A 21,056-nucleotide genomic window follows, 5' to 3' on the forward strand; every position below is an offset into this window, starting at 1 on the left:
CGTCCTGTGACTACTCTACGTATAACGATTGCTACACACCGTTCATCGCGGACGCGCTTCCTTGCCCCACGATCGGCATCGAGTGGCCTCTAGTGTTCTCAGTACCGCAACCGAGGGAGCGGGCGGGACCGGCGACGGGCCCGCGAGACCTCGGCCAAGACGACACTGGAGATCCGGCGGGCGCATGTCGAACGCCTGGATCAGGAGCCGTCGGATCCCGTACCGGGGGGGTGGGATCCGATGGCGGTCGGCTCGGGCGCTGCTGAACAGTCGGGGGGTTGTTCAGTAGCGCCCGAGTCGTTATTTATTTCTTTTACGGCCTCGACGGCCTCGCCTGGCGGCTCACCCCCGAACCGCAAAAGCGGCGAGCGCGACATCGCTTCGCGATCTCTCGTGAAGCCTCGCCTTCGGCTGGCTTCACGACCCGATAGCGCGCTCGCGTGACGGCTGAGATTGTCACGCTGAGATGGTTGTGCTTGCCGTTCACCGCTCGCGTGACGGTTGGCGTTGTCGCGCTGAGATGGTTGCGCTCGGCGGTGGTGGTTGCGGCTCGTTCGCGGGGGTTACGGGGCGTCGCGTAGGCGTTTTAGGGTTTCTATGTCTTTGCGGTGGGGGTCGGCGCTGCGGCCCGGGGTCTCGATGATGAACGGGACGCCTGCCACCTCTGGGTGGCGGAAGAGCTCGGCGAAGGGCTTCTCGCCGATCTGGCCGGCGCCGATGTTCTCGTGCCTGTCCTTGAACGAGGCGCACGGGTCCTTGGAGTCGTTGGCGTGGACGAGCTTGAGACGGCCCTTGCCGACGGTCTCCACGAGCAGGTCGAGGGTCTTCTGGACGCCGTCGGGGGCGGCCAGGTCGTGCCCGGCGCAGTAGGCGTGGCACGTGTCGAGGCAGACGCCCAGCTTGGGGTGGTTGTCGAGTTGCTCGAAGAACGGGCCTAGCTGGTCGACCGTGGCGCAGAGCATCGCTCCTTGGCCCGCCATCGGCTCCAGGAGGAGGTCCGGGGCGTCGTCCGGGAGCTCGTCGAGGAGCGGGAGGACGTGCTCGCGGAGCTGGCGCATGGCGTCGTCGAAGGGCTGGCTCACGGCGGAACCGGTGTGGACGACCACGCCGCGGGCGCCGATGGCGGCGCCGCGCTGGAGCGAGTGGCGGACCGACGAGACCGACTTCTCGAGCGTCTCCGGGCTCGGGGAGCCGAAGTTGACCAGGTAAGGGGCGTGCACGAAGACGGGGAGATCGCTCTCGCGCATCTTGGCGTCCTCGTCGGACTTGCCTGTCGCCTGTGCCCACCCGCGCGGGTTGGACACGAAGACCTGCACGGCCTCGGCGCCGATCTCGGCGGCGTATTTCAGTCCCTTGGTGGCCATCCCGCCGGCGACGGGGATATGCCCTCCGACAGGGCTCTTCTTAGAGGTCATAGGGGTCCCAGCCTAGTGGGGAGCCCCCTCAGCCGCGGACGAGGAACACCGTCGAGCCGCGGGCCGCCTCGCCGCCGCTGGGCGTCTGGACCCGGACGGTGTTGCCGGCGACCCCGATCACGTTGACCCTGAAGCCCGAATTCTCCAGGGCCTGGCGGGCCTCGTCGATGCCGCGGCCCGTCATGTTCGGGACGGGGATCTTCTCCTCGTCGCCGCCGTTGCCGTCATCGCAGAAGAAGTCGCCGAAGAGGCAGTCCTTCTTGTTGATGGTGATCCGCACCGAGTCGCCGTTGGAGACGCCGGTGCCGGCCTCCGGGGACTGGCTGAGGACGGTGTTGGGCTGCTTGCTCCCGTCGCGCTGCTTGTCGACGTCGACCTTCAGGCCCATCGAGCGCAACTGGTTCACGGCGGCGTCGGCGTTGCGGCCGACGAGCGACGGCATGGACATTCCGGTGCTCATCACGATGGCGACCGGCTCGTCGGGGGACTGCCGTTCGCCCGCCGCGGGGTCGGTGCGGATGGCCTTGTCCTTGGGGATGCTCGTGCTCGCCGCCTTCTGGACGTCGCCGGGCGTGAAGCCCTTGTCCTGGAGCGTCTCGCGGGCCTCGCTGAGGGTCTTGCCCTCCACGTCCGGCACTTCCCTGGGCGAGCGGCCCTTGGACACCGTCAGCGTGATGAGCGCGCCGCTGGCCACGCGGGAGCCCGCCGGCGGGTCGGACTTGGCGACCTGGCCCTTCTTGACCGTGTCCGAGTAGATCGAGGCGGCGACCCGTACCTGGAGGCCGTCCTTCTGGAGCCGCTGCCGGGCGTCCTTCAGCTCCATCCCGATGATCTTCTCCGGGACGTGGTCGTACTGGCCGGAGACCTGGTACCAGACCGCCCAGCCGAGCACCACGGCCGCGACCGCGCCGATGGCGATGAGCACGTACTTGCCGGTGATCGCGCCGATCGCGCGGTCGGCCACGGTGCGCTGGGGGACGTAGTGCGCCTCGTAGCCGGGAGGAGCCTCGTAACCGGGCGGCGCGGTGGCGCCCGGGTCGAAGACGGAGGTGCGGCCGTCGACCGCAGGCCCCGACTCGAACACCGCCGTCCGGCTGTGGGAGGCGGCCTGGACGCGCTGGTCGAAGTTGCGCGGCAGGCCGCCGTGCACCTCGGCGACCGCGGCGAGGAACTGGTTGGCGTCCTGCGGGCGGCGGGCGGGATCGTGCGACGTCGAGCGGGTGACCAGCAGGTCGATCTCGGGGGTGAGCCCCGGCACGGCCGTGGACGGGGCGGGCACCGTCTCGTTCACGTGCTTGTAGGCCACCGCGAGCGGCGAGTCGCCCTGGTGCGGCAGGTAGCCGGTGATCAGCTCGAACAGCAGCACGCCCGCGGCGTACACGTCCGAGCGCACGTCGGCGTTGCCCGACAGCACCTGCTCGGGCGCCAGGTAGCCGACCGTGCCGATGATCAGGCCGGTCTTGGTCATCTTGCTGGCGGACTCGGCGCGCGCCAGCCCGAAGTCGGCGACCTTGATCGTCCCGTCGTCGGCGATCAGCACGTTCTCGGGCTTGACGTCGCGGTGCACCAGCCCGCCGCGGTGGGCGGCGCCGAGCGCGGCCAGCACCGGCTGCATGATCTCCAGCGCCTCGCGCGGGCCGAGCCGGCCCCGCTCGTCCAGCAGGTCGCGCAGCGTCCGGCCGGGCACGTACTCCATCACCAGGAAGACGTGCTCGCCGTCGGTCCGCTGGTCGTAGACCGCGACCACGTTGGGGTGGGACAGCGCCGCGGCCGCCTTGGCCTCCCCGATGAAACGCCGGACGAAGTCGTCGTCCGCCGCCAGGTGGGAGTGCATCACCTTCAGGGCGATCTCACGGTCCAGCCGGATGTCGCGGGCCACGTACACCGTGGCCATGCCGCCGCGGGCGATCCGGGACTCAATGCGGTAGCGCCCGTCGAGCACCTGCCCGACGAGTGGGTCAGCAACCGTCGCGTCCATCAGAGCGAGTTTAGAGGCGAATTCATGGTGTTCTCATCACTCGGGAGTATGAGCATGAATCACGCCATAGGACTGGATCGTCCCGCGGCATCCTCCTGTGGCCTCGCCTAGGGTCGGCCTTATGGGCTCTCCTCACCTTGATTTCACGCTCTCGCTGCTGCGCGAGTTGCCGGCCGGCCAGAACTTCGCGTGGTCGCCCTACTCGGTGGCGTCGGCGCTCGGGATCGCCTCCGCGGGCGCGCGTGGGCGGACGTACGACGAGCTGGCCGCGGCCATCGCGCCCGGCGGTGACCTGGGCGACATCGCGGCCATGCTGGCGGGATCGACCCGGATCGACCCGCACGACCTCGGCGGCGCCGAGATGGCGGTGGCGAACGATCTCTGGATGCGCGACGGGCTCGGCTTCGGCGGGGAATTCCAGAAGACCGTGCTCGGCTGGCCGGGTGGCGCGTTGCACACGGCCGACTTCGCCGGAGATCCGGACGGGGCGCGGCGCGAGATCAACCTCGAGGTGGAACGTACGACGAGGGGCCTGATCAAGGATCTTCTGGCCGAGGGGACGATCCACCCGGACGCGGCGGCCGTCATCGTCAACGCGCTCTACCTGAAGGTGGCCTGGCTGCACGCGTTCGAGCGGACGATCACCAAGCCAGCGGCGTTCCACGCGCCGTCAGGGACCCGCCAGGTGCCGACGATGCGGCAGTCAGAGCATTTCGGCTACGCGGAGGGCCACGGGTGGCGGATGGCGACGCTGCACACTCAGGGCGAGGCCGCGGTCGACGTGCTGCTGCCGGACGGTGATCTGGCCACCGCGGAAGCCGCGCTGAACGCGGATGTGCTCGGCTCCCTGTACGGCGGTAGTGGGCGGGCCAAACTCGACCTGGCGTTGCCCAGGTTCCGGATCGAGGGCGAGGCGGTCCTTAACGGGGCGCTCCAAGCCCTTGGCGTGAACGAGGCGTTCACGCCAAGGGCCGACTTCTCCGGAATCAGCGAGGAGACGCGCATCTGGATCGACCAGGTCGTCCACAAGGCCGTCCTGACGGTCGACGAAGAGGGGTTCGAGGGGGCCGCCGCGACGGCGATCGTCATGCGGACGGTCTCGATCGACCTCGGCACGCCGGTGCCGTTCCTCGTGGACCGGCCGTTCCTCGTCGTCGTCCGGCACCGGGAGACCGGCGCGATCTACTTCGTCGCGCGGGTCATCGAGCCCTGAACCAGCTCCGGCTCGGGCTCCACATCCGTCTCGGGCTCCACGACCGGCGCGGGAGCCGCGGTGGTCTTCTTGCCGCCGCGCGAGACGGCCACGCCCGCCAGGCAGAGCACGCCGCCGAGGAGGGTCAGCCAGCCGGGGATCTCGGCGAGGAACAGCCACGACATCAGGACGACGAGGGCCGGGGCGGCGTAGGTGGTGGCGCCCATCTTGCCCGCGGACGTCCGGGCGAGGGCGTAGGCCCAGGTCGTGAACGCCAGGGCGGTCGGGAAGACGCCCAGGTAGATCACGTTCAGGGTGGCGGTCAGCGAGGCGTCGGGCACCTCGGAGATCAGCTGGCCGGAGAACGGCAGGCAGACGACCGTTCCGACGACGCAGCCGAACGTGGTGACCTGGAGCGCCGAGCCGTGCCGCAGCGCGGGCTTCTGGCTCACGACGCCCGCCGCGTACGTGACCGCGGCGAGGAGGCACAGCCCGACGCCGAGGAGCGAGGAACTCCCGCCGTCGGACATCGAGACGCCGACGACGGCGGCACCGGCGAACGAGACGGCCATTCCGGCCAGCAGCCGGGGCGGGAAGCCCTCCTTGAGGAGCCAGCCGCCCAGGAGCGCGATCAGGATCGGCCCGACGTTGACCAGCAGGGCCGCGGTGCCCGCGTCCACCTCCTGCTCGCCCCAGTTGAGCGCGACCATGTAGAGGCCGAACCAGAGGAGCCCGGAGGCGAGGATCCCGGGCCAGGCGGCGCGCGGCGGAAAACCCTCCCGCCGCGCCAGGCAGATGACGCCGAGCGCGATCGAGCCGGCCAGGAGGCGGCCGAGCGCCAGCGCCCCCGGGCTGTAGTCCTGCCCGGCGCTGCGGATGGCGACGAAGGCCGAGGCCCACAGGACGACCGTGACGGTCGCGGCCGCGATGGCGAGGCGTTCGGCTCCCGGTCGAGCCGCCTTGACGTGATCCATACGCTGAACCTTAGGTAGGGGACACTTCCACGAACACCGAAGGATGGCCGGTGGTTGCGGTGCTGGTCAGGCCAGTTTTGTGGCCCGCTACCGTTCAGGTCCAGTGATTATTTCTTCACGTGGATGATTAGCGTTGCTTCACTGAGTCGCGTCACTCGGGACGGCTCATTCCCTCCCACGGCGAGGACGCCCGGGCGTAGCGGCGCTTGGGGATGCGGCCCGCCAGCCGGGCGAGACGGCCGCCCTCGACGGCATGCCTCATCGCGGCGGCCATCATGGTGGGGGACTGGGCCCGCGTGACGGCGGTCGCGAGGAGGACGGCGTCGCAGCCGAGCTCCATCGCCAGCGCGGCGTCGCTCGCGGTTCCGAGCCCGGCGTCCAGAATGATCGGCACGTTCGCCCGTTCGACGATCAGCTCGATGTTGTGCGGGTTGCGGATGCCGAGGCCGGAGCCGATCGGCGAGCCCAGCGGCATGACGGCCGCGCAGCCCAGCTGCTCCAGCCGGCGGGCCAGCACCGGGTCGTCGTTGGTGTAGGCCATCACCGTGAAGCCGTCGTCGACCAGCTGCTCGGCGGCCTCGACCAGCTCGATCGGGTCGGGCAGGAGCGTGTGCTCGTCCGCGATGACCTCCAGCTTGACCAGATCGGTCTCCAGCGCCTCGCGGGCGAGCTTGGCGGTCAGCACGGCCTCGCCCGCCGTGAAGCACCCGGCCGTGTTGGGCAGCACCTTGATGCCGCAGTCGCGCAGGACGTCCAGCACCGATCCGCGCGCCGCCGGGTCGACGCGGCGCATCGCGACCGTGGTGAGCTCCGTGCCGGAGGCGACGAGCGCCTCGCGCAGCACGTGCATGCTCGGCGCGCCGCCGGTGCCCATGATCAGGCGGGAGCCGAACCCCTCGCCCCCGATGACCAGCCGCTCGGCGTCCACAGCCGCGTCGACGGCCGCGTTGTTCGTGCTCATCCTCAGCCTCCCTGCACGGCGGTCAGCACCTCGAGCCGATCCGCGTCCCGTACCGTCGTCGCGTCCCACTCGGAGCGGCGGACGACCTCGTCGTTGAGCGCCGCGGCCACCCCGGACCCGGCCGTGGTGACGGTGGCGACCACCTCGGCGACGCTCGTGCCCGCCGGCAGCTCGCGCGCCTCGCCGTTGACGATGACCTTCACGATGGGACCACCTCGAAACGCTCCGGAGTGAACGGCCTGCCGACGTCCGGCACCGTGCCGTCCAGCAGTACCTCGGTGAGAATGTCCGCGCTGACCGGGGTGAGCAGGATCCCGTTGCGGAAGTGCCCGGTGCCGAGGACGAGGCCGGGCAGCGCGCTCGGGCCCATCACCGGCGCGTTGTCCGGCGAGCCGGGCCGCAGCCCCGCGGTGACCTCGGCGAACTCCAGCTCGGTGATGCCGGGCAGCAGCTCGCGGGCGTCGCGGAGCAGCTCCCACAGTCCACCGGCGGTGACGCGGGTGTCGAAGCCCAGCTCCTCCTGGGTGGCGCCGATCACGATCTCCCCGTCCGCGCGCGGCACGAGATAGATCGAGGAGCCCTTCACCAGGCCGCGGGTGGATCGCCGGAGGAACGGCACGCGGGTGCGGAGGCGGATCACCTGGCCCTTGACCGGCCGCACGGCGGGAACGGTCCCAGGAGGCAGGCCGTCGAGATCACCCGACCAGGGACCGGCGGCCAGCAGAACCTTCGCGCCCCGCACCTCCGAGCCGTCCGCCAGCCGCACGCCCGTGGCCGTGTCGTTCTCGACGATGAGGCCGGTGGCCCGCTGCCGTACGAGCCGCACGCCCAGCTTGTCGCCGGCGGCCTGTAGCGCCGGAGTGAGGCGCCGCGGGTCGATCGAGCCGTCCGCGGGCGCCAGCAGCCCGCCGCGCACGCCCGGCGCGAGCATCGGCTCGGCCTTGCGGCACTCGCGGCCCGTGAGCGCCTCGGCGGGGATGCCCAGCGACTCCTGGAAGCGCCGCAGATCGTTCAGATAGCCGAGGTCGTCGGAGTCGAACGCGACCTCCAGGATGCCGTCGGTGCGGTGGCCGGTGTCGTGGCCCGTCAGCTCCTCCAGCTCGGCGACGAACGCCGCGTACCGGTCCCTGGAGGCGAGCCCCAGGCGCAGCAGCGGCTCCTCGCCGTACGTCAGCTCGCTGACGGGGGTCAGCATCCCGGCGGCGACGGCGGAGGCGCCGCTCGCCGGATCGGGATCGACCAGGGTGACGGCGGCGCCGCGGGCGGCGGCACGCCAGGCGGTGGCGAGGCCGATGACCCCGGCCCCAACGATCACTACGTCCATCGCGCTCCCTTCGCCGGCATGATCCGGATCAGGTCGTGGCGGTCGGCGGCCCATGCGCCCGGTGATCGATCAATCGACTACCGGCCTCAGCCGCCCTCTCAGCCCGGTCGAACCAGACTCCCGCGATTGCCTTCCCACAGCGCCCCGCCCAGCCACCCTGCCAACGGACGAGCTGCGCTCGGCTGCCCTTGCAGCCTACGTCTTCCTGCATCTATGCATATGTCTGGACACCCGTCCATTTGTCCTTGAGGGGCCCCGGCTAGGGTGTGCGCTCATGGACAGAGTGGTCGTCGCGGGCGGCGGGCTGGCGGGCGTTCGGGCCGTGGAGGCCCTGCGGAGCAAGGGGTACGAGGGCGAGCTGACCCTCGTCTCGGCCGAACGGCACCGGCCGTACGACCGGCCACCGCTGTCGAAGGCGGTCCTCGCCGGCGACACCGACGACACCACGGTCGACGCCGCCTGGGACGCGCTGCGCTGCCGGCTGTTGCTCGGCGAGCGGGCCACGGCGCTGCGCCTGGACGCCGGGAGCGGCGGGACGGTCGCGACCACGGCGGGCGACCTGCCGTTCGACGGGCTCGTCATCGCCACCGGCGCGACCCCGATCACGCTCCCCGGCGACGGGCCACAGCACGTGCTGCGCACCATCGACGACGCCCGCCGCCTGCGCGCCGGGCTGGTCGAGGGCGCCCGCGTCGTCATCGTCGGCGCCGGCTGGATCGGCGCCGAGGTCGCGACCACCGCCGCCAAGAAGGGCTGTGCGGTCACGGTGGTCGAGGCCGCGGACGCGCCGCTGGCGAACGCGCTCGGCCCCGAGGTCGGCGGCCTGACCGCGCGCTGGTACGCCGAGGCCGGGATCGACCTGCGCACCGGCGTCAAGGTCGCGGCCATCGAGCACGGCCGCCTCCTGCTGGCCGACGGCGACCAGGTGCCGGCCGACGAGATCGTCGTGGGCGTCGGCGTCCGGCCCGAGGTGGGCTGGCTGGCGGGCTCCGGGCTGGAGATCGAGCGCGGCGTCGTGACGGACGCGTCGCTGCGCACGAGCCGCCCCGAGATCGTCGCGGTCGGCGACTGCGCCGCCTGGTGGTCGGAACGGTACGGCCGCAGGCTGCTCGTCGAGCACTGGGACACGGCCCTCAACGCGCCGGAGGTGGCCGCCGCGACCCTGCTCGGCCAGGAGGCCGCCTACGACGCCGCGCCGTACTTCTGGTCCGAGCAGTTCGGGAAGATGGTGCAGTACGCGGGCTACCACGCGGCGGCCGAGAGCATGGTGTTCCGGGGCGATCCGGCCGCGGACAAGTGGGCGGTGTGCTGGCTCACCGGCGACCGCCTGGACGCGATCCTCACCGTGGACAGACCGCGTGACCTGGTGCAGGCCAGGCGCGTCATCGCCGCCGGCACGCCGGTCGACCCCCGGGCCATGGCCGATCCGGACGTGCCCGTTCGCCAGGCGGTGAAAACCTGAGGGTTTGACCCATCCGTGCGCGTGGTAGGCAGGTGGCGTGACGCAGATGCACGCAACCGTCGACAATGCTCTCGACTCGCGGACCGATGCCCTGGTGGGGGAGTGGCTCACCCTGAACGAGGCGACCGAGCGCCTCGGCATCAAGGTCAACCGCACCAAGCAGCTCCTCAGCGAACGCAGGCTCCTGGCCGTGCGGCGGGAGGGGAGCCCCGCGGTGCCCGCGGCCTTCATCAAGGACGGCCAGGTCATCAAGGGCCTGTCCGGCACGCTGACGCTGCTCTCCGACGCCGGCTTCGACGACGTCGAGACGCTGCGGTGGCTGTTCACCGCGGACGACACGCTGCCGGGCACGCCGGTCCAGGCGCTCAGCGAGAACCGGGGGACCGAGGTGCGCAGGCGCGCGCAGGCGCTCGCGTTCTGACGACGGTTCCGCCGCCCGACAACACCGAAAATCGAGAAGAAAGTCCGACGTGACAGGATTGCGGGGTCACGCGGGGGACGTCCGTGTGGCCCCGCGTCCACGTCCGAGGAAGGAACCGGCCCGCACCGTGTCCAGGCACCTGCTCTCCGATCGCGCGGTCACCCTGCGAGCCCGGCTCAGCCGCGCGCGCCTCTATCTCTGCACCGACGCCCGCGAGCGCCAGGGAGACCTGCCGGAGTTCCTCGACGCCGTCCTGGCGAACGGGGTGGACATCGTCCAGCTCCGCCAGAAGGGCCTGGAGGCACGGCAGGAGATCGAGCACCTGCGGGTCTTCCGGGCCGCCTGCGACCGGCACGGCGCCCTGCTGGCCGTCAACGACCGCGCCGACATCGCGCAGACCGTGCACGCCGACGTGCTGCACCTGGGCCAGGACGACCTGCCCGTCCCGGCGGCGCGCGCCATCGCGGGCGAGGACCTCCTGATCGGCCGGTCCACCCACTCCGACGAGCAGGCCGCTGCCGCCGCCGCGGAGCCCGGCGTCGACTACTTCTGCGCGGGCCCGGTCTGGCCGACCCCGACCAAGCCCGGCCGCGAGGCGCCGGGGCCCAAGCTGCTGGAGTACGTGGCGGCGCAGCGGGAGGGGCGGGCCTGGTTCGCGATCGGCGGGATCGACCTCGGCAACCTCGACCAGGTGCTCGCCACCGGCGCGCGCCGCGTCGTGGTCGTCCGGGCGCTCACCGAGGCCGCCGACCCCGGCGCCGCGGCGGCCGAGTTCGCGCGGCGGCTCCCGCCCGCGGACTGAATGATCCGTTCACCCGGCCGACGCCGGGGGCCGGCCCGGAGCAGGTCGCGGCATGCCCCAGAATGGGGGCATGAGTTTGGGACCCGACGACGATCGGCCGGTCGACCTGGCCGACGACGACCTGGAGATCCTGCCGGACCAGACGTCGGACGACACCGACACCGGCTGGGGCGAGTGGCGCGGCGGCGGCAGCGACGACGACCGCCTGCTGGAGGAGCGCCCGCCGCACTGGTGACCGGGCGGCGGCCCTGGAGCGGCCGCGGAGCCGCCTCTACAGCAGCCCGATGAGGAAGCCCGCCGCCATCACGGCCGCGAGGGCGACCATCATGCGCCAGCGGTAGGCGGGGATGCGCTTGGGCTTCGGCTTGGGCTGCGGCGTCTCGTCGCCGCGCAGCGCCCGGACGATCTGCCCGGCCTTCGGGCGGGCGGCCGGGTTCTTGTCGAGGCACCGGGCGACCAGGTCGCGCATCGGGCCGTCCAGCTCGCCGAGATCGGGCCGCCGCGTGGTGACCCGGCGCATCACGGCCGCGCTCGCGCCGGTGCCGAAGGGCGGCCGCCCCGTGGCGGCGAACACCATCGTGGCGCCCCAGGAGAAGACGTCGGCGGGCGGCCCGACGGGCTCGTCCTCGATCTGCTCGGGCGCCATGTAGGCGGGGGTGCCGACCGGGCCGGTGGTGATCGGCGTCGCGTCCGGGATCCGGGCGATGCCGAAGTCGATGACCTTGGCCCCGTCCGGGCCGAGCAGCACGTTGCCGGGCTTGAAGTCGCGGTGCACGACGCCCGCCCGGTGGATCGCGGCCAGCGCGCCCGCGGTGCGCAGCGCCAGCCGGTGCAGCTGCGGCTCCGGCAGCGGGCCGTCCTCGTCGACGACGTGCTGGAGCGACGGGCCCTCGACGTACTCGCTGACGATGTAGGGGCGGTCGCCGGTCACGTCGGCGTCCAGCACCCGGGCCGTGTGCCGGTTGGCCACCTGGAGGGCGGCGTCGACCTCCTTGCCGAACCGGCTGCGCGCCCGCTGCCCGGCGGCGGCGCCACCGCGCAGCAGCTTGACGGTCACGAGCTCGCCGTCATCGGCGCGGCCGAGATAGACCACGCCCTGGCCGCCCTCACCGAGGCGGCCGAGCAGCTCGTAGTCGCCGACGCGACGCGGATCGTCCGGCCCCAGCGGCCGGTCGTGGCGGGACGGACGCGGAAGCGTCCTCCCTTGGAGGGAATCATGCGGCACTGGGGGGCTCCGGCTCGGCGGGGACGAGTTATGGATTGCCTCATTTGTACCGCGCGCGGCCGACAGCCGGGCGGGTATCTCGGATCTTCCTGGTCAGGCGCCCCGGCAGGCGGCTCCGCCCTGGCCGAACGAGCCGTTCAGGGCGATGTCCCGGGAGGACTCGCCGACCATCACCTTGTAGCAGCCCGGGGCGACCTTCCAGCTGCTTGACGACTCGTTCCAGTAGGCGAGGGAACGCGGCGTCAGAGGGAACGTGACGCGAGTGCTCGCGCCAGGGGCGAGCGAGACCTTGCGGTAACCCTTCAGCTGCCGTGGCGGTTGCGGGACGTCCACGCCTGGGGACGGCAGACCGAGGTAGAGCTGCGGTACGGCGATGCCGGGGCGTGAGCCGGTGTTCGTCACGGTGACCTGGACGGCGGCAGGGCTCACGGAGAGGCCGCTGTAACGGAAGCGGGTGTAGGAGAGGCCGTGACCGAACGGGAAGCGCGGCGCGATCCCCTTGGCGTCGTAGTGCCGGTACCCGACGAAGACGCCCTCGGAGAACGTCACGGTCCTGTTCACACCTGGGAATTGCGCCGGATCGCCGGCCGTCGGTGCGTCGCTCTCGCGGACGGGGAAGCTCACCGGGAGGCGGCCGCCGGGATCGACGTCCCCGTACAGCACGCGGGCGATCGCGTCGCCGCCCTGCTGGCCGGGGTACCAGGCCTCGACGATGCCCTTGACCTGGTCGGCCCACGGGGCCGTCACGGGCCCGCCGGTCTCCAGGACCACGATGGTGTTGGGATTGGCCCTGGCCACCTCGGCGATCAGCGCGTCGTGGTCGCGCGCGAGGACGCCGCTGCAGGTCAGCGTCAGGCACGACTTGTCGAAGAACTCGCCCTGCCCGTCGGCGGCGAAGACGATCGCGACCTCGGCCTGCCCGGCGGCCGCGGCGGCACGGCTCCGGTCACCGCCGTCGTCATAGGTGACCTTGGTGCCCGTCCCGGCGCGGCGGGCGATGCCCTGGCGCGGGGTGACGGTGGAGAACGGCTGCACCTGAGCCGAGCCGAAGCCGCTCGGGTTCTCGTCGGCGTTCTTGCCGATCAGCGCGATCGACGCGGGCGCCTTCAGGGGCAGCGCGCCACCGGTGTTCTTGAGCAGGGTGATCCCGGCCTCGGCGAGCTGCCGCGCGGCGGTCTCGCTCGCGGTCCGGTCGATCTTCGTGAGGTCGTTGGCGTACGCGGGGCGGTCGAAGACGCCGAAGGCGAACATCGTGCGGAGGATGTTGCGGGCGGCACCGTCGATCTTGGCCCGCGGGACCTTCTTCTGGTCGATCGCCTTCTTGAGACTCCAGGCGTTGAACCTCAGCCCGACCGGCAGCTCCATGTCGAGCCCGCCGTTGGCGCCGGTCACCGCGTCGCGCAGGGCGGTGTGGTCGGACGACACGAAGCCCTTGAAGCCCCACTCGGTGCGCAGGATCTTGTTGAGGACCGACCCGTCCTCGCAGGACTGCCGCCCGTTCAGCTGCCCGAAACCGCACATCACGCTGCCGGATCTGGCGTCCTTCACGGCCGCCTCGAACGGCGGCAGGTAGATCTCGCGGAGCGTGCGCCGCGCCATCTTCATGCCGAGGCTGTGGCGGTCGGTCTCCTGGGTGTAGACGGCCAGGTGCTTGACCGAGGCGGCCACGCCCTGCTCCTGCGCGCCGCGGATCCAGGACGCGCCGGTCGCCGCGGAGAGGTACGGGTCCTCGCCGAAGGCCTCGAAGGTGCGCCCGTTCCAGGGCGTCCGCGACACGTCGACGGCCGGACCGAAGATCACGTCGTTGCCGCGGTGCCGGGCCTCCCAGCCGATCACGCCGCCGTACCGCCTGGCCACGGAGGGGTCGAACCCGGCGGCGACGGAGATCGGCGCGGGCAGCTGTGTGGCCTTGCCCTGGCGCACTCCGGCGGGCCCGTCGGCCATGTAGAGCGGCGGGACGCCCAGACGGGAGATCCCGGCATTGGTGTCGGCGTGCGCGTTCTCGCTGAACCCGCCGAGCGGCCCGCCCATCGGGTCGTCCGCCGCCATCAGCGCGATCTTCTCGTCCAGCGTCAGCTTCGCCAGCAGCAGGCCCGCCCGCCGGTCCGGGCTGAGCGAGGTCTTGCACCACGGCCGCTGCGCCGGGTTCCCGCACCGCCCGGCCGCCTCCGCCGGGGAGGGCGCGGCGACCAGCGCGAGAACGGAGGCCAGCGCACCCGCCGCCGCGACCAATCCCTTGGCGGGGCCGGTGCGGCCCATCAGTGGTCCTCCTCCGGCTGGACGCGCAGCGCGTTCAGCGCGAACGCCACCAGGTGGTAGTGACCGATGAGGATCACGAGCTCGATCAGCTCGCGCTCGTCGAACCGGCCCGCCAGCTCGGCCCAGGTCTCGTCGGTCACGGTGCCGCGAGCGTGGAGCTCGTCGGCGGCGGCCACGATCATGCGGTCGTCCGCGCTCCAGGCGTGGTCGTCGAGGCCGAGCCGCAGCGCGGCGATCTCCACCTCGGTGAGGCCCGCCTCCAGGCCTATCCGATGGTGGTGGTGCCACTCGTACGCGCAGGATCGGTGGTGGGCCGTGCGCAGGATGGCGAGCTCACGGTCGCGCCCGCTCAGCGTGCCCTTCATGAGCAACATCGACCCGAAGCCGATCCACGACTCGAACAGGGCGGGGTGACGGCCCAGGGTGGTGAAGATGTTGAGCGGGCCGGTCGTGTCGACCACGGCCTTCAGCAGGTCGTTCCATTCGTCCTGGGGGAGCGGGGCGATCCGGGGCGTGTCGTCGGCCATGGCGACATTTCTGCCACCAAACGGTGGAACAGTGCTACCCCGACTGGCCGATGTGGCCAGATCGTGTCATTTCGCTCAGCCGCGGCGGGCGGTGGCGGCGATCGTGAGCTCGCCCAGCGCCTCCCGGGCCTCGCCGGTCAGCGGAGCGGCGTCCAGGGCGGCCCCCGCCTCCGCCGCGTACCGGTCGATCATCGCCTCGCAGGCCGCCAGCCCGCCCGTCTCCTCGATGATCGTGCGCAGCTCGGCCACCCCGGTGCCGTCCAGCGCCGGATCGCCGAGCAGCCGCCGGACGACCGCGGCCGTCGCGTCGTCCGCCCGGTCGAGGGTGAGGGCGACCAGGACCGTCCGCTTGCCCTCGCGAAGATCGTCACCGGCCGGCTTGCCGGTCTCGGCCGGGTCGCCGAACACCCCGAGCACGTCGTCGCGGAGCTGGAACGCGATGCCCAGCGGGCGCCCGTACGCGCTCAGCGCCTCGATGACCTCCGGGGACGCCCCGGCGAGCGCCGCGCCCAGATGCAGCGGCCGCTCGATCGTGTACTTGGCGCTCTTGTACTCCACCACCCGCAGCGCGGTCTCGACCGTGCCGGTGTCGCGGGTGCCCTCCAGCATGTCGAGGTACTGGCCGGCCATGACCTCGGTGCGCATCAGGTCATGGAAGGCGCGGCCCCGGCTCAGCCGGCCGGCGTCCAGCGCGCTGGCCTCGTACATCTCGCCGGACCACGCGAGACAGAGATCACCCAGCAGGATCGCGGCGCCCGTGCCGAACGGGACGGCCGCACCCGGCCAGCCCCGCTCGCGGTGCATGGCCTCGAACCGGCGGTGCGTGGACGGCTGCCCCCGGCGGGTGTCGCTGGAGTCCATGACGTCGTCGTGGATCAGCGCGCTGGCCTGCAGCAGCTCCAGGGACGCGGCGGCGGTCACGATGCCGGGCGACGCGTCACCGCCGGCGCCGCGCCAGCCCCAGTAGCAGAAGGCCGGGCGCAGCCGCTTGCCGCCCGCCAGCAGCGCGTCCAGCGCCGACAACATCGGGCCCAGCTCGTCGCTGATGGCCAGCAGGCCGGGGCGCTGCCGGTCGACGAAGGCCAGCAGGGCCTCGTCGACCTCTTTGCGGAGGAGCCGGGTGGACATGTCCGCGATCGTATCGATCTGGCGGGCTCGGAGACGCGGGGGGCCGCCGGGCCTCCACTATTCTGGGGGGATGCCTCACGCACGCCCGGACCGGACGCCGACCATCCGCGAACTGCTCGCGCAGGGCGGCCGATCCTTCTCCTTCGAGTTCTTCCCCCCCAAGACCGACAAGGGCGTCCGGAGCCTCTGGCGTGCGATCCGCGAGCTGGAGTCGCTCAACCCGACGTTCGTCTCGGTGACGTACGGGGCGGGCGGCGGCACCCGCGACACGACCGTCGACATCGTCGAGCGGATCGCCACCGAGACCACCCTGACCCCGGTGGCGCACTTCACCGCGGTCAACCACTCCCAGGCCGAGCTGCGCAACCTCGTCGGCCGGTTCGCCGCCGTGGGCGTGCGCAACATCCTGGCCCTGCGCGGCGACCCGCCGGGCGACCCCATGGGCGAGTGGGTCAAGCACCCCGAGGGCGTCGAGTACGCGGCCGAGCTGGTCAAGATGATCCGGTCGTACGGCGACTTCTGCGTGGGCGTCGCGGCGTTCCCCTATAAACATCCGCGATCGCGCGATGTCGAGAGCGACACCCGCTACTTCGTGGAGAAGTGCCGGGCGGGCGCCGACTACGCGATCACGCAGATGTTCTTCCGCGCCGACGACTACTTCCGGCTGCGCGACCGCGTCACGGCGCAGGGCTGTGACGTGCCGATCCTGCCCGGCATCATGCCGGTGACGCAGCTGAGCACGATCGAGCGGTCCGAGCAGCTGTCCGGCGCGCCGTTCCCGCCGGAGGTGCGCGCCCGCTTCGAGGCCGTCGCCGACGACCCCGAGGCCGTGCGGCGGCTGGGCATCGAGCACGCCGCCGAGCTCTGCCGCGAGCTGCTGGAGCAGGACGCCCCCGGCATCCACTTCATCACGTTCAACAAGTCGACGGCGACCCGCGAGGTCTACGGGCTGCTCGACGCCGCCGCGTACGGCGACAACGGGAACGCCGCCCCCATCACCGCGTAGCGCGGCCCCCCGCCGGGGAACTCGAAGTCGGTGAGCAGATCGACCATGCCCACCGACCGGTACAGGTGCCGCGCGGGCGAGTCGGGCTTCAGATCCAGCGTCGACAGCACCACCGTCCGCTCGCGGCGCCCCTCGCAGAGCGAGGTCAGCAGCGCGCGGCCGAGGCCCTGCCCCTGATGCTCCGGATGGACGTGCAGCTCGGCCACCTCGAACGGGTCGTCGAGCCACTCCGACGCGTGGTCGGGGCCGCCGAGGTCGGTGAGGGCCTGGTGGACCACGTCGTGCCACCACTGCCCCCGCGCGCCGTGGAAGCCGTACGCGAAGCCCGCGACCTCGACGGGGGCGAGGAACGATCCACGCCGTTCGGCCACGAACGCCCGGAACCCCGGGTACGAGGCGTGCCGTTCCATGATCGTGTGACGGCCCGGCAACTGCTCGGACGGCGGCCGCATCGCCGCGGCGTAGACGTCCAGGATCGGGTTCAGACGGCGCAGGAAGACCCGCTCGTCGATCTCACGCAGCTTCGGCTCCCTCACGGATCAGAAGAGTAGACCTCCACCGGCGAGCTTCGCTTGACGCCCGTTCCGGCGGGCGTTCAGATGCGGGTGATGACGCGCTGGGTGGCGGACAGGCGGTCGTAGATGTCCCAGAGGATGCGGTCGGCGGCCTTCTGGAGGTGGCCGCGCCGGGCGTCGAGCTGGCCGCCCCACTCGCGGGCCTCCGGGCCGAGCCACGCGTCGGTGCCGCGCAGCGTCTTGAGCGCGGGGTCGAGGGCCTTGCGGAGCTGGCCGATGCTGCCGTAGGCGTCGACGTACGACTGGTAGAGCTGCCGGTAGGCGGGGTTGGGCTGCTCGGTGGGCGGCAGGCTCACCGCCGCCGCCTCGTCCAGGGGCGGGGGGAGGCTGCCGGGGGGCGGCGGAGCGGCCATCAGGACCTCACTATGCCGAAGCTATGCCGACTGCGGGCGGGGGTGCAGGCCGAGCTTGGCCATGGCGTCACGGGTCTTCTGCGTCACGTCGGCGCCGGTGAGGAGCTGGACGACCAGCGGCCGGGTCCCGGTGCGATCGGCCTCGGCCAGCAGCGCCCGCAGCCACTTGACGTCCATCGCCAGGTGGTGGCTGGCCATGCCCAGCGCCTCCTGGATCGCCTTGAGCTTCGCCTTGTCGCCGTTCGCCGCCTCGACCAGACCGGCGACCCCGGCCGGGCCGAGCCGCTCGTACAGCTTCTCGGTGTAGTCGGGGTCGTCGGCGTTGGCCTTGAGGTGCTTCCACACCGAGCCGGGGATCGGCCGGCGGTCCTGGAGGGCGCCGGCCACCGCGAGCGCGTCGGTCTTGGCCGCCTTGAGGGCCGCCTGCCGGTCGGGAAAGCCGCCGAGGTCGCCCGCACCCCGCGGAACGGTCTTCTTGTGGTGCGGACGGAGCGGCGGCGGGGCCGGCGGCGCGGGCGTGCTCCCGTTCCGGGGCTTGCCGGGATCGGGCGTCCCCGTGCCGGGCGACGGCGGCGCGGGGGGCGTGTCGACACCGCCGCCCTGGTCCGGATGCGTGATCGCGTAGTTGTAGCGGCGGGTCAGCATCCCCAGCTGGTCGGCGGCCCACTGCGCCACCTGGTCGGCCTGGCGGTACCCGGCCGAGGACACCCCGGGCGGCGGCCGGTGCCCGTTCAGCCAGCTCTTGATCGCGTTGTCGGCGTCCTTGACCTGCCGGACGAGCTGATTGAGCGCGGCGGGATCGATCCCCCGGAAGTCCGCGTGGCGCGCTCCCGGGCCGGTCCGCATCTCAGCGGTCATCGCCCCTCCCAACCGGCGTTCGGTTCCCCAGAATCACACCGACATCACGCGCTGTCGAGGGCCTTGCGGACCGACTGCGGGTCGCGGGCGACCACGGCGTCCGTATCGGAGACGACGATCGGCCGCTGGATGAGCACCGGGTTGGCCACCATGATCTCGATCCACCGCGCCCGGTCGTGCTCGAGGTCCTTCAGGCCCAGCTCCTTGGCGACGGGCTCGGACAGCCGCGCCACCTCCCACGGCTCCGCGCCGATCCGGTCGAGGACGTCCGCGAACTCCCGCGCCGTCGGCGGCTCGTCCAGATAGCGGCGCTCGACGTACTCGACGCCCGCCTCGTCCAGCGCGGCCTTGGCCGTGCGGCTCTTCGAGCAGCGCGGGTTGTGCCAGATCTCGGTGCTCACGTGCTCATTCTCCCACTTCGGCGGGGTCGCCCCCGGTGATGCGCAGCAGTTCGTCGAACGAGGTCGGGAAGACGGTGTGCGGGTGCCCGCCCGCCGCCCAGACCTGGTCGTACTTCTTCAGCCAGACGTCCACGAGGGTACGGACCGGCGCGGGATGACCGACCGGGGCCACGCCGCCGATCGGCTGCCCGGTCGCCGCCCGGACGAACTCGGGGGTCGCGCGCTTGACCTTCTCGGCCCCGACCAGCGCGGCGATCCTGGTGGTGTCGACCCGGTGCGCGCCGCTCGTCAGCACCAGCAGCGGCGCCCCGTCGGCGTTGAAGATCAGGCTGTTGGCGATGGCCCCGATCTCGCAGCCCAGCTGGTCGGCGGCGGCCTGGGCGGTGGGGGCGGACTCGGGGAGCTCGATGACCTCGCCCGCCGCCCCGGTCGCGCGCAGGGCCGAGGTCACACGTTCGGCGTTGGGATGCATGGCCAGCACTTTAGGGCGTGCGAACCTCACCGCCCGACCATGCGTCCAAGGGGAGGCATGGGGCATGAGGGAGACCTATGAACGTGCGTACGAGCGTGATCGTCATCGCCGGGGCGGTGGCGCTGGCCGGTTGTTCCGCCGACGGATCGACCACGGGCGCCTCCACGCCGTCATCCGCCCCTGCCAAGTCCGTGCCGCCACCCTCGCCTGCCCCTCCCCAGCACCCCAAACTGAAGCCGGGCGCCAAGGGAGCCGCCGTGCGCGAGCTGCAGCAGCGTCTGAAGCAGCTCAACTACGACCCGGGCAAGGTGGACGGGAAGTACGGGATCGGCACCCAGATGGCCGTGTGGGCGTTCCAGAAGGTCAACCGCCTCAAGGTCAGCAACACCGTGGGCAAAAGCGTCTGGGCGGCACTGGACGCCCCCAAGCCCCCACGGCCCATGGCCAAGGGACGCGAGGCCGACCGCGTGGACGTCGACCTGCGCCGCCAGTACCTGGTCGTCTACAAGGACGGCAAGCCCGCCCTCATCACGCACATCTCGTCCGGCTCGGGCGAGTACTACTGCGCGAAGGACCGCGGCGCCACCGTCGCGCGCTGCCGGTACGCCACCACCGGCACCGGCGACTTCGAGACCGGCCGGCGCGCCTCCGGCTGGGAGATCTCGCCGCTCGGGCAGCTCTACAACCCGATCTACTTCAACGGCGGCATCGCCTTCCACGGCGCCCTCGACGTCCCCCGGTACCCGGCCTCGCACGGCTGCGTGCGGATGCCCATGCACGTCGCCGAGGACTTCCCGGAGCTGGTGGGAACCGGCGTCCCCGTGCACGTCCGCCGGCCGCGCTGAGGAATTGTCCGACCCCCCTGTTCTACTGGTTCTGTGCCGCTGAACAGCGTGATCGCGCTGGTCAGCGACACGCGTTCGAACGCATTGACGAATCGCCGTCAGGGCGATTTACTGTGAGTGCGTCGAACTTATGTTCGACGTGGTGCGGGACTCGCGGCCCGCGCCAGGGCGACGTCCCCGTGGAGGTTGTCCACGGGACGGACGGTCGGGCGGAGTGAGGGGAAGCTCTCCGCCCGGCCGGCCCGAGCCGGAAGGAGACAGAACATGTCCGCAACGATGACCGCGCACAGCGTTCACTCGTCCGCCCAGTTCAGCCCGCCACCGGGCCCTCGCCCCCGACCGCTTCCTGCACCCAGGCCGGCGCACACCGCCGTCGGGCAGCTCCAGGCCGCCCGCATGGGCCTGGCCGAAGCGGCCGAGGCGACCTCGGCCGCCGTCCGCTACGTCTGCGCCCACCTGGCGGCCCTGCGCGCCGCCGCGGCCGTCCTCGCGTCCAAGGAACCCCTGGAGACCCACCGCCGCGGCCGCCCGCGCAGCGTCTGGGTCCTCCTCCCCGAGGCCGACCCGGCACTCCGTGAATGGGCCGCCTTCTTCGCCGCCGGCGCCGACAAGCGCGCCGCCGCCGAGGCGGGCCTCCCCAGAGCGGTCACCCCGCGCGAGGCCGAAGAACTCCTCCACGACGCCGAGATCTTCGTGTCCCTGGTCGAGGAGTCCCTCGGCATCCCCAGCCAACCGACGTTGCCGATCCCAGAAGCGAGCTGACCGTCTCTCGGGGATAGGTGTGGTTGATGCCTTCGGCATCTTCCCCGGTCTCGGACGCTCAATGTCTGCCCAGGGGGGCGACCCCCTGGAACCCCCGGTGTGGGGGCAAGCCCCCA

General features: G+C 72.0%; 23 protein-coding genes and 1 riboswitch. Of the genes, 8 read left to right on the top strand and 15 right to left on the bottom strand.

The features are described 5' to 3' along the window. Positions 1-563: 563 nt before the first annotated feature. Both ACGFNU_RS12465 and pknB read right to left on the bottom strand, forming a co-directional pair. The gene (locus ACGFNU_RS12465; protein ID WP_392592837.1) at positions 564-1,415 is read right to left on the bottom strand and encodes a deoxyribonuclease IV; all 852 of its coding nucleotides are present in this window, start codon (positions 1,413-1,415) and stop codon (positions 564-566) included. A gap of 28 nt (positions 1,416-1,443) precedes the next feature. Further along, on the bottom strand, positions 1,444-3,393 hold the full coding sequence (pknB, locus tag ACGFNU_RS12470; RefSeq protein WP_392592839.1) for a Stk1 family PASTA domain-containing Ser/Thr kinase: 1,950 nt from the start codon (positions 3,391-3,393) through the stop codon (positions 1,444-1,446). Between the two features lie 121 nt (positions 3,394-3,514). Here pknB and ACGFNU_RS12475 point away from each other — a divergent pair, with 121 nt between their 5' ends. After that, positions 3,515-4,606: a serpin family protein gene (locus ACGFNU_RS12475; protein WP_392592841.1), complete on the top strand. Its 1,092-nt coding sequence runs from the start codon at positions 3,515-3,517 to the stop codon at positions 4,604-4,606. Here ACGFNU_RS12475 and ACGFNU_RS12480 read toward each other — a convergent pair. The 4 genes from ACGFNU_RS12480 to thiO form a co-directional block, all read right to left on the bottom strand. After that, positions 4,576-5,559 carry a DMT family transporter gene (locus ACGFNU_RS12480; protein ID WP_392592843.1) on the bottom strand — a complete coding sequence of 328 codons (984 nt, stop codon included), beginning with the start codon at positions 5,557-5,559 and terminating at the stop codon, positions 4,576-4,578. The genes ACGFNU_RS12475 and ACGFNU_RS12480 overlap by 31 nt on opposite strands. A 151-nt stretch (positions 5,560-5,710) precedes the next feature. After that, positions 5,711-6,520: a thiazole synthase gene (locus ACGFNU_RS12485; RefSeq protein WP_392592845.1), complete on the bottom strand. Its 810-nt coding sequence runs from the start codon at positions 6,518-6,520 to the stop codon at positions 5,711-5,713. 2 nt (positions 6,521-6,522) lie between these two features. After that, on the bottom strand, positions 6,523-6,723 hold the full coding sequence (gene thiS / locus ACGFNU_RS12490) for a sulfur carrier protein ThiS (RefSeq protein ID WP_392592846.1): 201 nt from the start codon (positions 6,721-6,723) through the stop codon (positions 6,523-6,525). Then, positions 6,720-7,844, bottom strand: a complete 1,125-nt coding sequence (thiO, locus tag ACGFNU_RS12495; RefSeq protein ID WP_392592848.1) for a glycine oxidase ThiO — start codon at positions 7,842-7,844, stop codon at positions 6,720-6,722. The genes thiS and thiO overlap by 4 nt, the downstream gene beginning before the upstream one ends. After that, positions 7,833-7,978, bottom strand: a riboswitch (TPP riboswitch). (Overlaps the previous gene by 12 nt.) A gap of 140 nt (positions 7,979-8,118) precedes the next feature. On the opposite strand from thiO, the gene ACGFNU_RS12500 reads away from it, so the two are divergent. From ACGFNU_RS12500 to ACGFNU_RS12515, 4 genes are all read left to right on the top strand, one after another. Then, positions 8,119-9,306, top strand: coding sequence for an NAD(P)/FAD-dependent oxidoreductase (locus ACGFNU_RS12500; protein ID WP_392592850.1), 1,188 nt, complete (start codon positions 8,119-8,121; stop codon positions 9,304-9,306). Between the two features lie 46 nt (positions 9,307-9,352). After that, a complete protein-coding gene (locus ACGFNU_RS12505; protein WP_392592852.1) occupies positions 9,353-9,727 on the top strand; it encodes an Rv2175c family DNA-binding protein in 375 nt (124 codons plus the stop codon). A gap of 127 nt (positions 9,728-9,854) precedes the next feature. Then, on the top strand, positions 9,855-10,529 hold the full coding sequence (thiE, locus tag ACGFNU_RS12510; RefSeq protein ID WP_392592854.1) for a thiamine phosphate synthase: 675 nt from the start codon (positions 9,855-9,857) through the stop codon (positions 10,527-10,529). 70 nt (positions 10,530-10,599) lie between these two features. Continuing rightward, positions 10,600-10,764, top strand: a complete 165-nt coding sequence (locus tag ACGFNU_RS12515; RefSeq protein WP_392592856.1) for a hypothetical protein — start codon at positions 10,600-10,602, stop codon at positions 10,762-10,764. 36 nt (positions 10,765-10,800) lie between these two features. Here the strand turns inward: ACGFNU_RS12515 and ACGFNU_RS12520 are convergent, their stop codons facing one another. The 4 genes from ACGFNU_RS12520 to ACGFNU_RS12535 form a co-directional block, all read right to left on the bottom strand. Beyond that, complete coding sequence (locus ACGFNU_RS12520; RefSeq protein WP_392592858.1) at positions 10,801-11,754, bottom strand: serine/threonine-protein kinase; 954 nt, start codon at positions 11,752-11,754, stop codon at positions 10,801-10,803. Between the two features lie 93 nt (positions 11,755-11,847). Then, positions 11,848-14,013 (bottom strand): beta-glucosidase, encoded by a 2,166-nt coding sequence (locus ACGFNU_RS12525; protein WP_392592860.1) that lies wholly within the window; start codon positions 14,011-14,013, stop codon positions 11,848-11,850. Beyond that, complete coding sequence (locus ACGFNU_RS12530; RefSeq protein WP_392592862.1) at positions 14,013-14,540, bottom strand: carboxymuconolactone decarboxylase family protein; 528 nt, start codon at positions 14,538-14,540, stop codon at positions 14,013-14,015. Before ACGFNU_RS12530 ends, ACGFNU_RS12525 begins: the two co-directional genes overlap by 1 nt. A gap of 75 nt (positions 14,541-14,615) precedes the next feature. Beyond that, positions 14,616-15,668, bottom strand: a complete 1,053-nt coding sequence (locus ACGFNU_RS12535; RefSeq protein ID WP_392592864.1) for a polyprenyl synthetase family protein — start codon at positions 15,666-15,668, stop codon at positions 14,616-14,618. Positions 15,669-15,738: 70 nt separating this feature from the next. Here ACGFNU_RS12535 and metF point away from each other — a divergent pair, with 70 nt between their 5' ends. Then, entirely contained in the window at positions 15,739-16,674 is a 936-nt protein-coding gene (gene metF, locus ACGFNU_RS12540; RefSeq protein ID WP_392592866.1) for a methylenetetrahydrofolate reductase [NAD(P)H], read from the top strand. Here the strand turns inward: metF and ACGFNU_RS12545 are convergent. The 5 genes from ACGFNU_RS12545 to ACGFNU_RS12565 are packed head-to-tail and all read right to left on the bottom strand — an operon-like array spanning position 16,611 to position 19,333. After that, positions 16,611-17,210, bottom strand: a complete 600-nt coding sequence (locus ACGFNU_RS12545) for a GNAT family N-acetyltransferase (protein WP_392592868.1) — start codon at positions 17,208-17,210, stop codon at positions 16,611-16,613. The two genes, metF and ACGFNU_RS12545, sit on opposite strands and share 64 nt — an antisense overlap. Positions 17,211-17,269: 59 nt before the next feature. Beyond that, positions 17,270-17,602: a hypothetical protein gene (locus tag ACGFNU_RS12550; RefSeq protein WP_392592869.1), complete on the bottom strand. Its 333-nt coding sequence runs from the start codon at positions 17,600-17,602 to the stop codon at positions 17,270-17,272. Between the two features lie 21 nt (positions 17,603-17,623). Next, positions 17,624-18,460 carry a hypothetical protein gene (locus ACGFNU_RS12555; RefSeq protein WP_392592871.1) on the bottom strand — a complete coding sequence of 279 codons (837 nt, stop codon included), beginning with the start codon at positions 18,458-18,460 and terminating at the stop codon, positions 17,624-17,626. Positions 18,461-18,504: 44 nt separating this feature from the next. Then, positions 18,505-18,861: an arsenate reductase family protein gene (locus ACGFNU_RS12560; protein WP_392592872.1), complete on the bottom strand. Its 357-nt coding sequence runs from the start codon at positions 18,859-18,861 to the stop codon at positions 18,505-18,507. 4 nt (positions 18,862-18,865) lie between these two features. Beyond that, entirely contained in the window at positions 18,866-19,333 is a 468-nt protein-coding gene (locus tag ACGFNU_RS12565) for a YbaK/EbsC family protein (RefSeq protein ID WP_392592874.1), read from the bottom strand. A 77-nt stretch (positions 19,334-19,410) separates the two neighbouring features. Between ACGFNU_RS12565 and ACGFNU_RS12570 the strand changes: the two genes are divergently transcribed. Next, positions 19,411-20,178, top strand: coding sequence for a peptidoglycan-binding protein (locus tag ACGFNU_RS12570; RefSeq protein ID WP_392592875.1), 768 nt, complete (start codon positions 19,411-19,413; stop codon positions 20,176-20,178). A gap of 264 nt (positions 20,179-20,442) precedes the next feature. Continuing rightward, on the top strand, positions 20,443-20,940 hold the full coding sequence (locus tag ACGFNU_RS12575; RefSeq protein ID WP_392592876.1) for an SAV_6107 family HEPN domain-containing protein: 498 nt from the start codon (positions 20,443-20,445) through the stop codon (positions 20,938-20,940). Positions 20,941-21,056: the final 116 nt, after the last annotated feature.

The organism is Spirillospora sp. NPDC048911, from assembly GCF_043198015.1.
Taxonomy (GTDB): domain Bacteria; phylum Actinomycetota; class Actinomycetes; order Streptosporangiales; family Streptosporangiaceae; genus Spirillospora.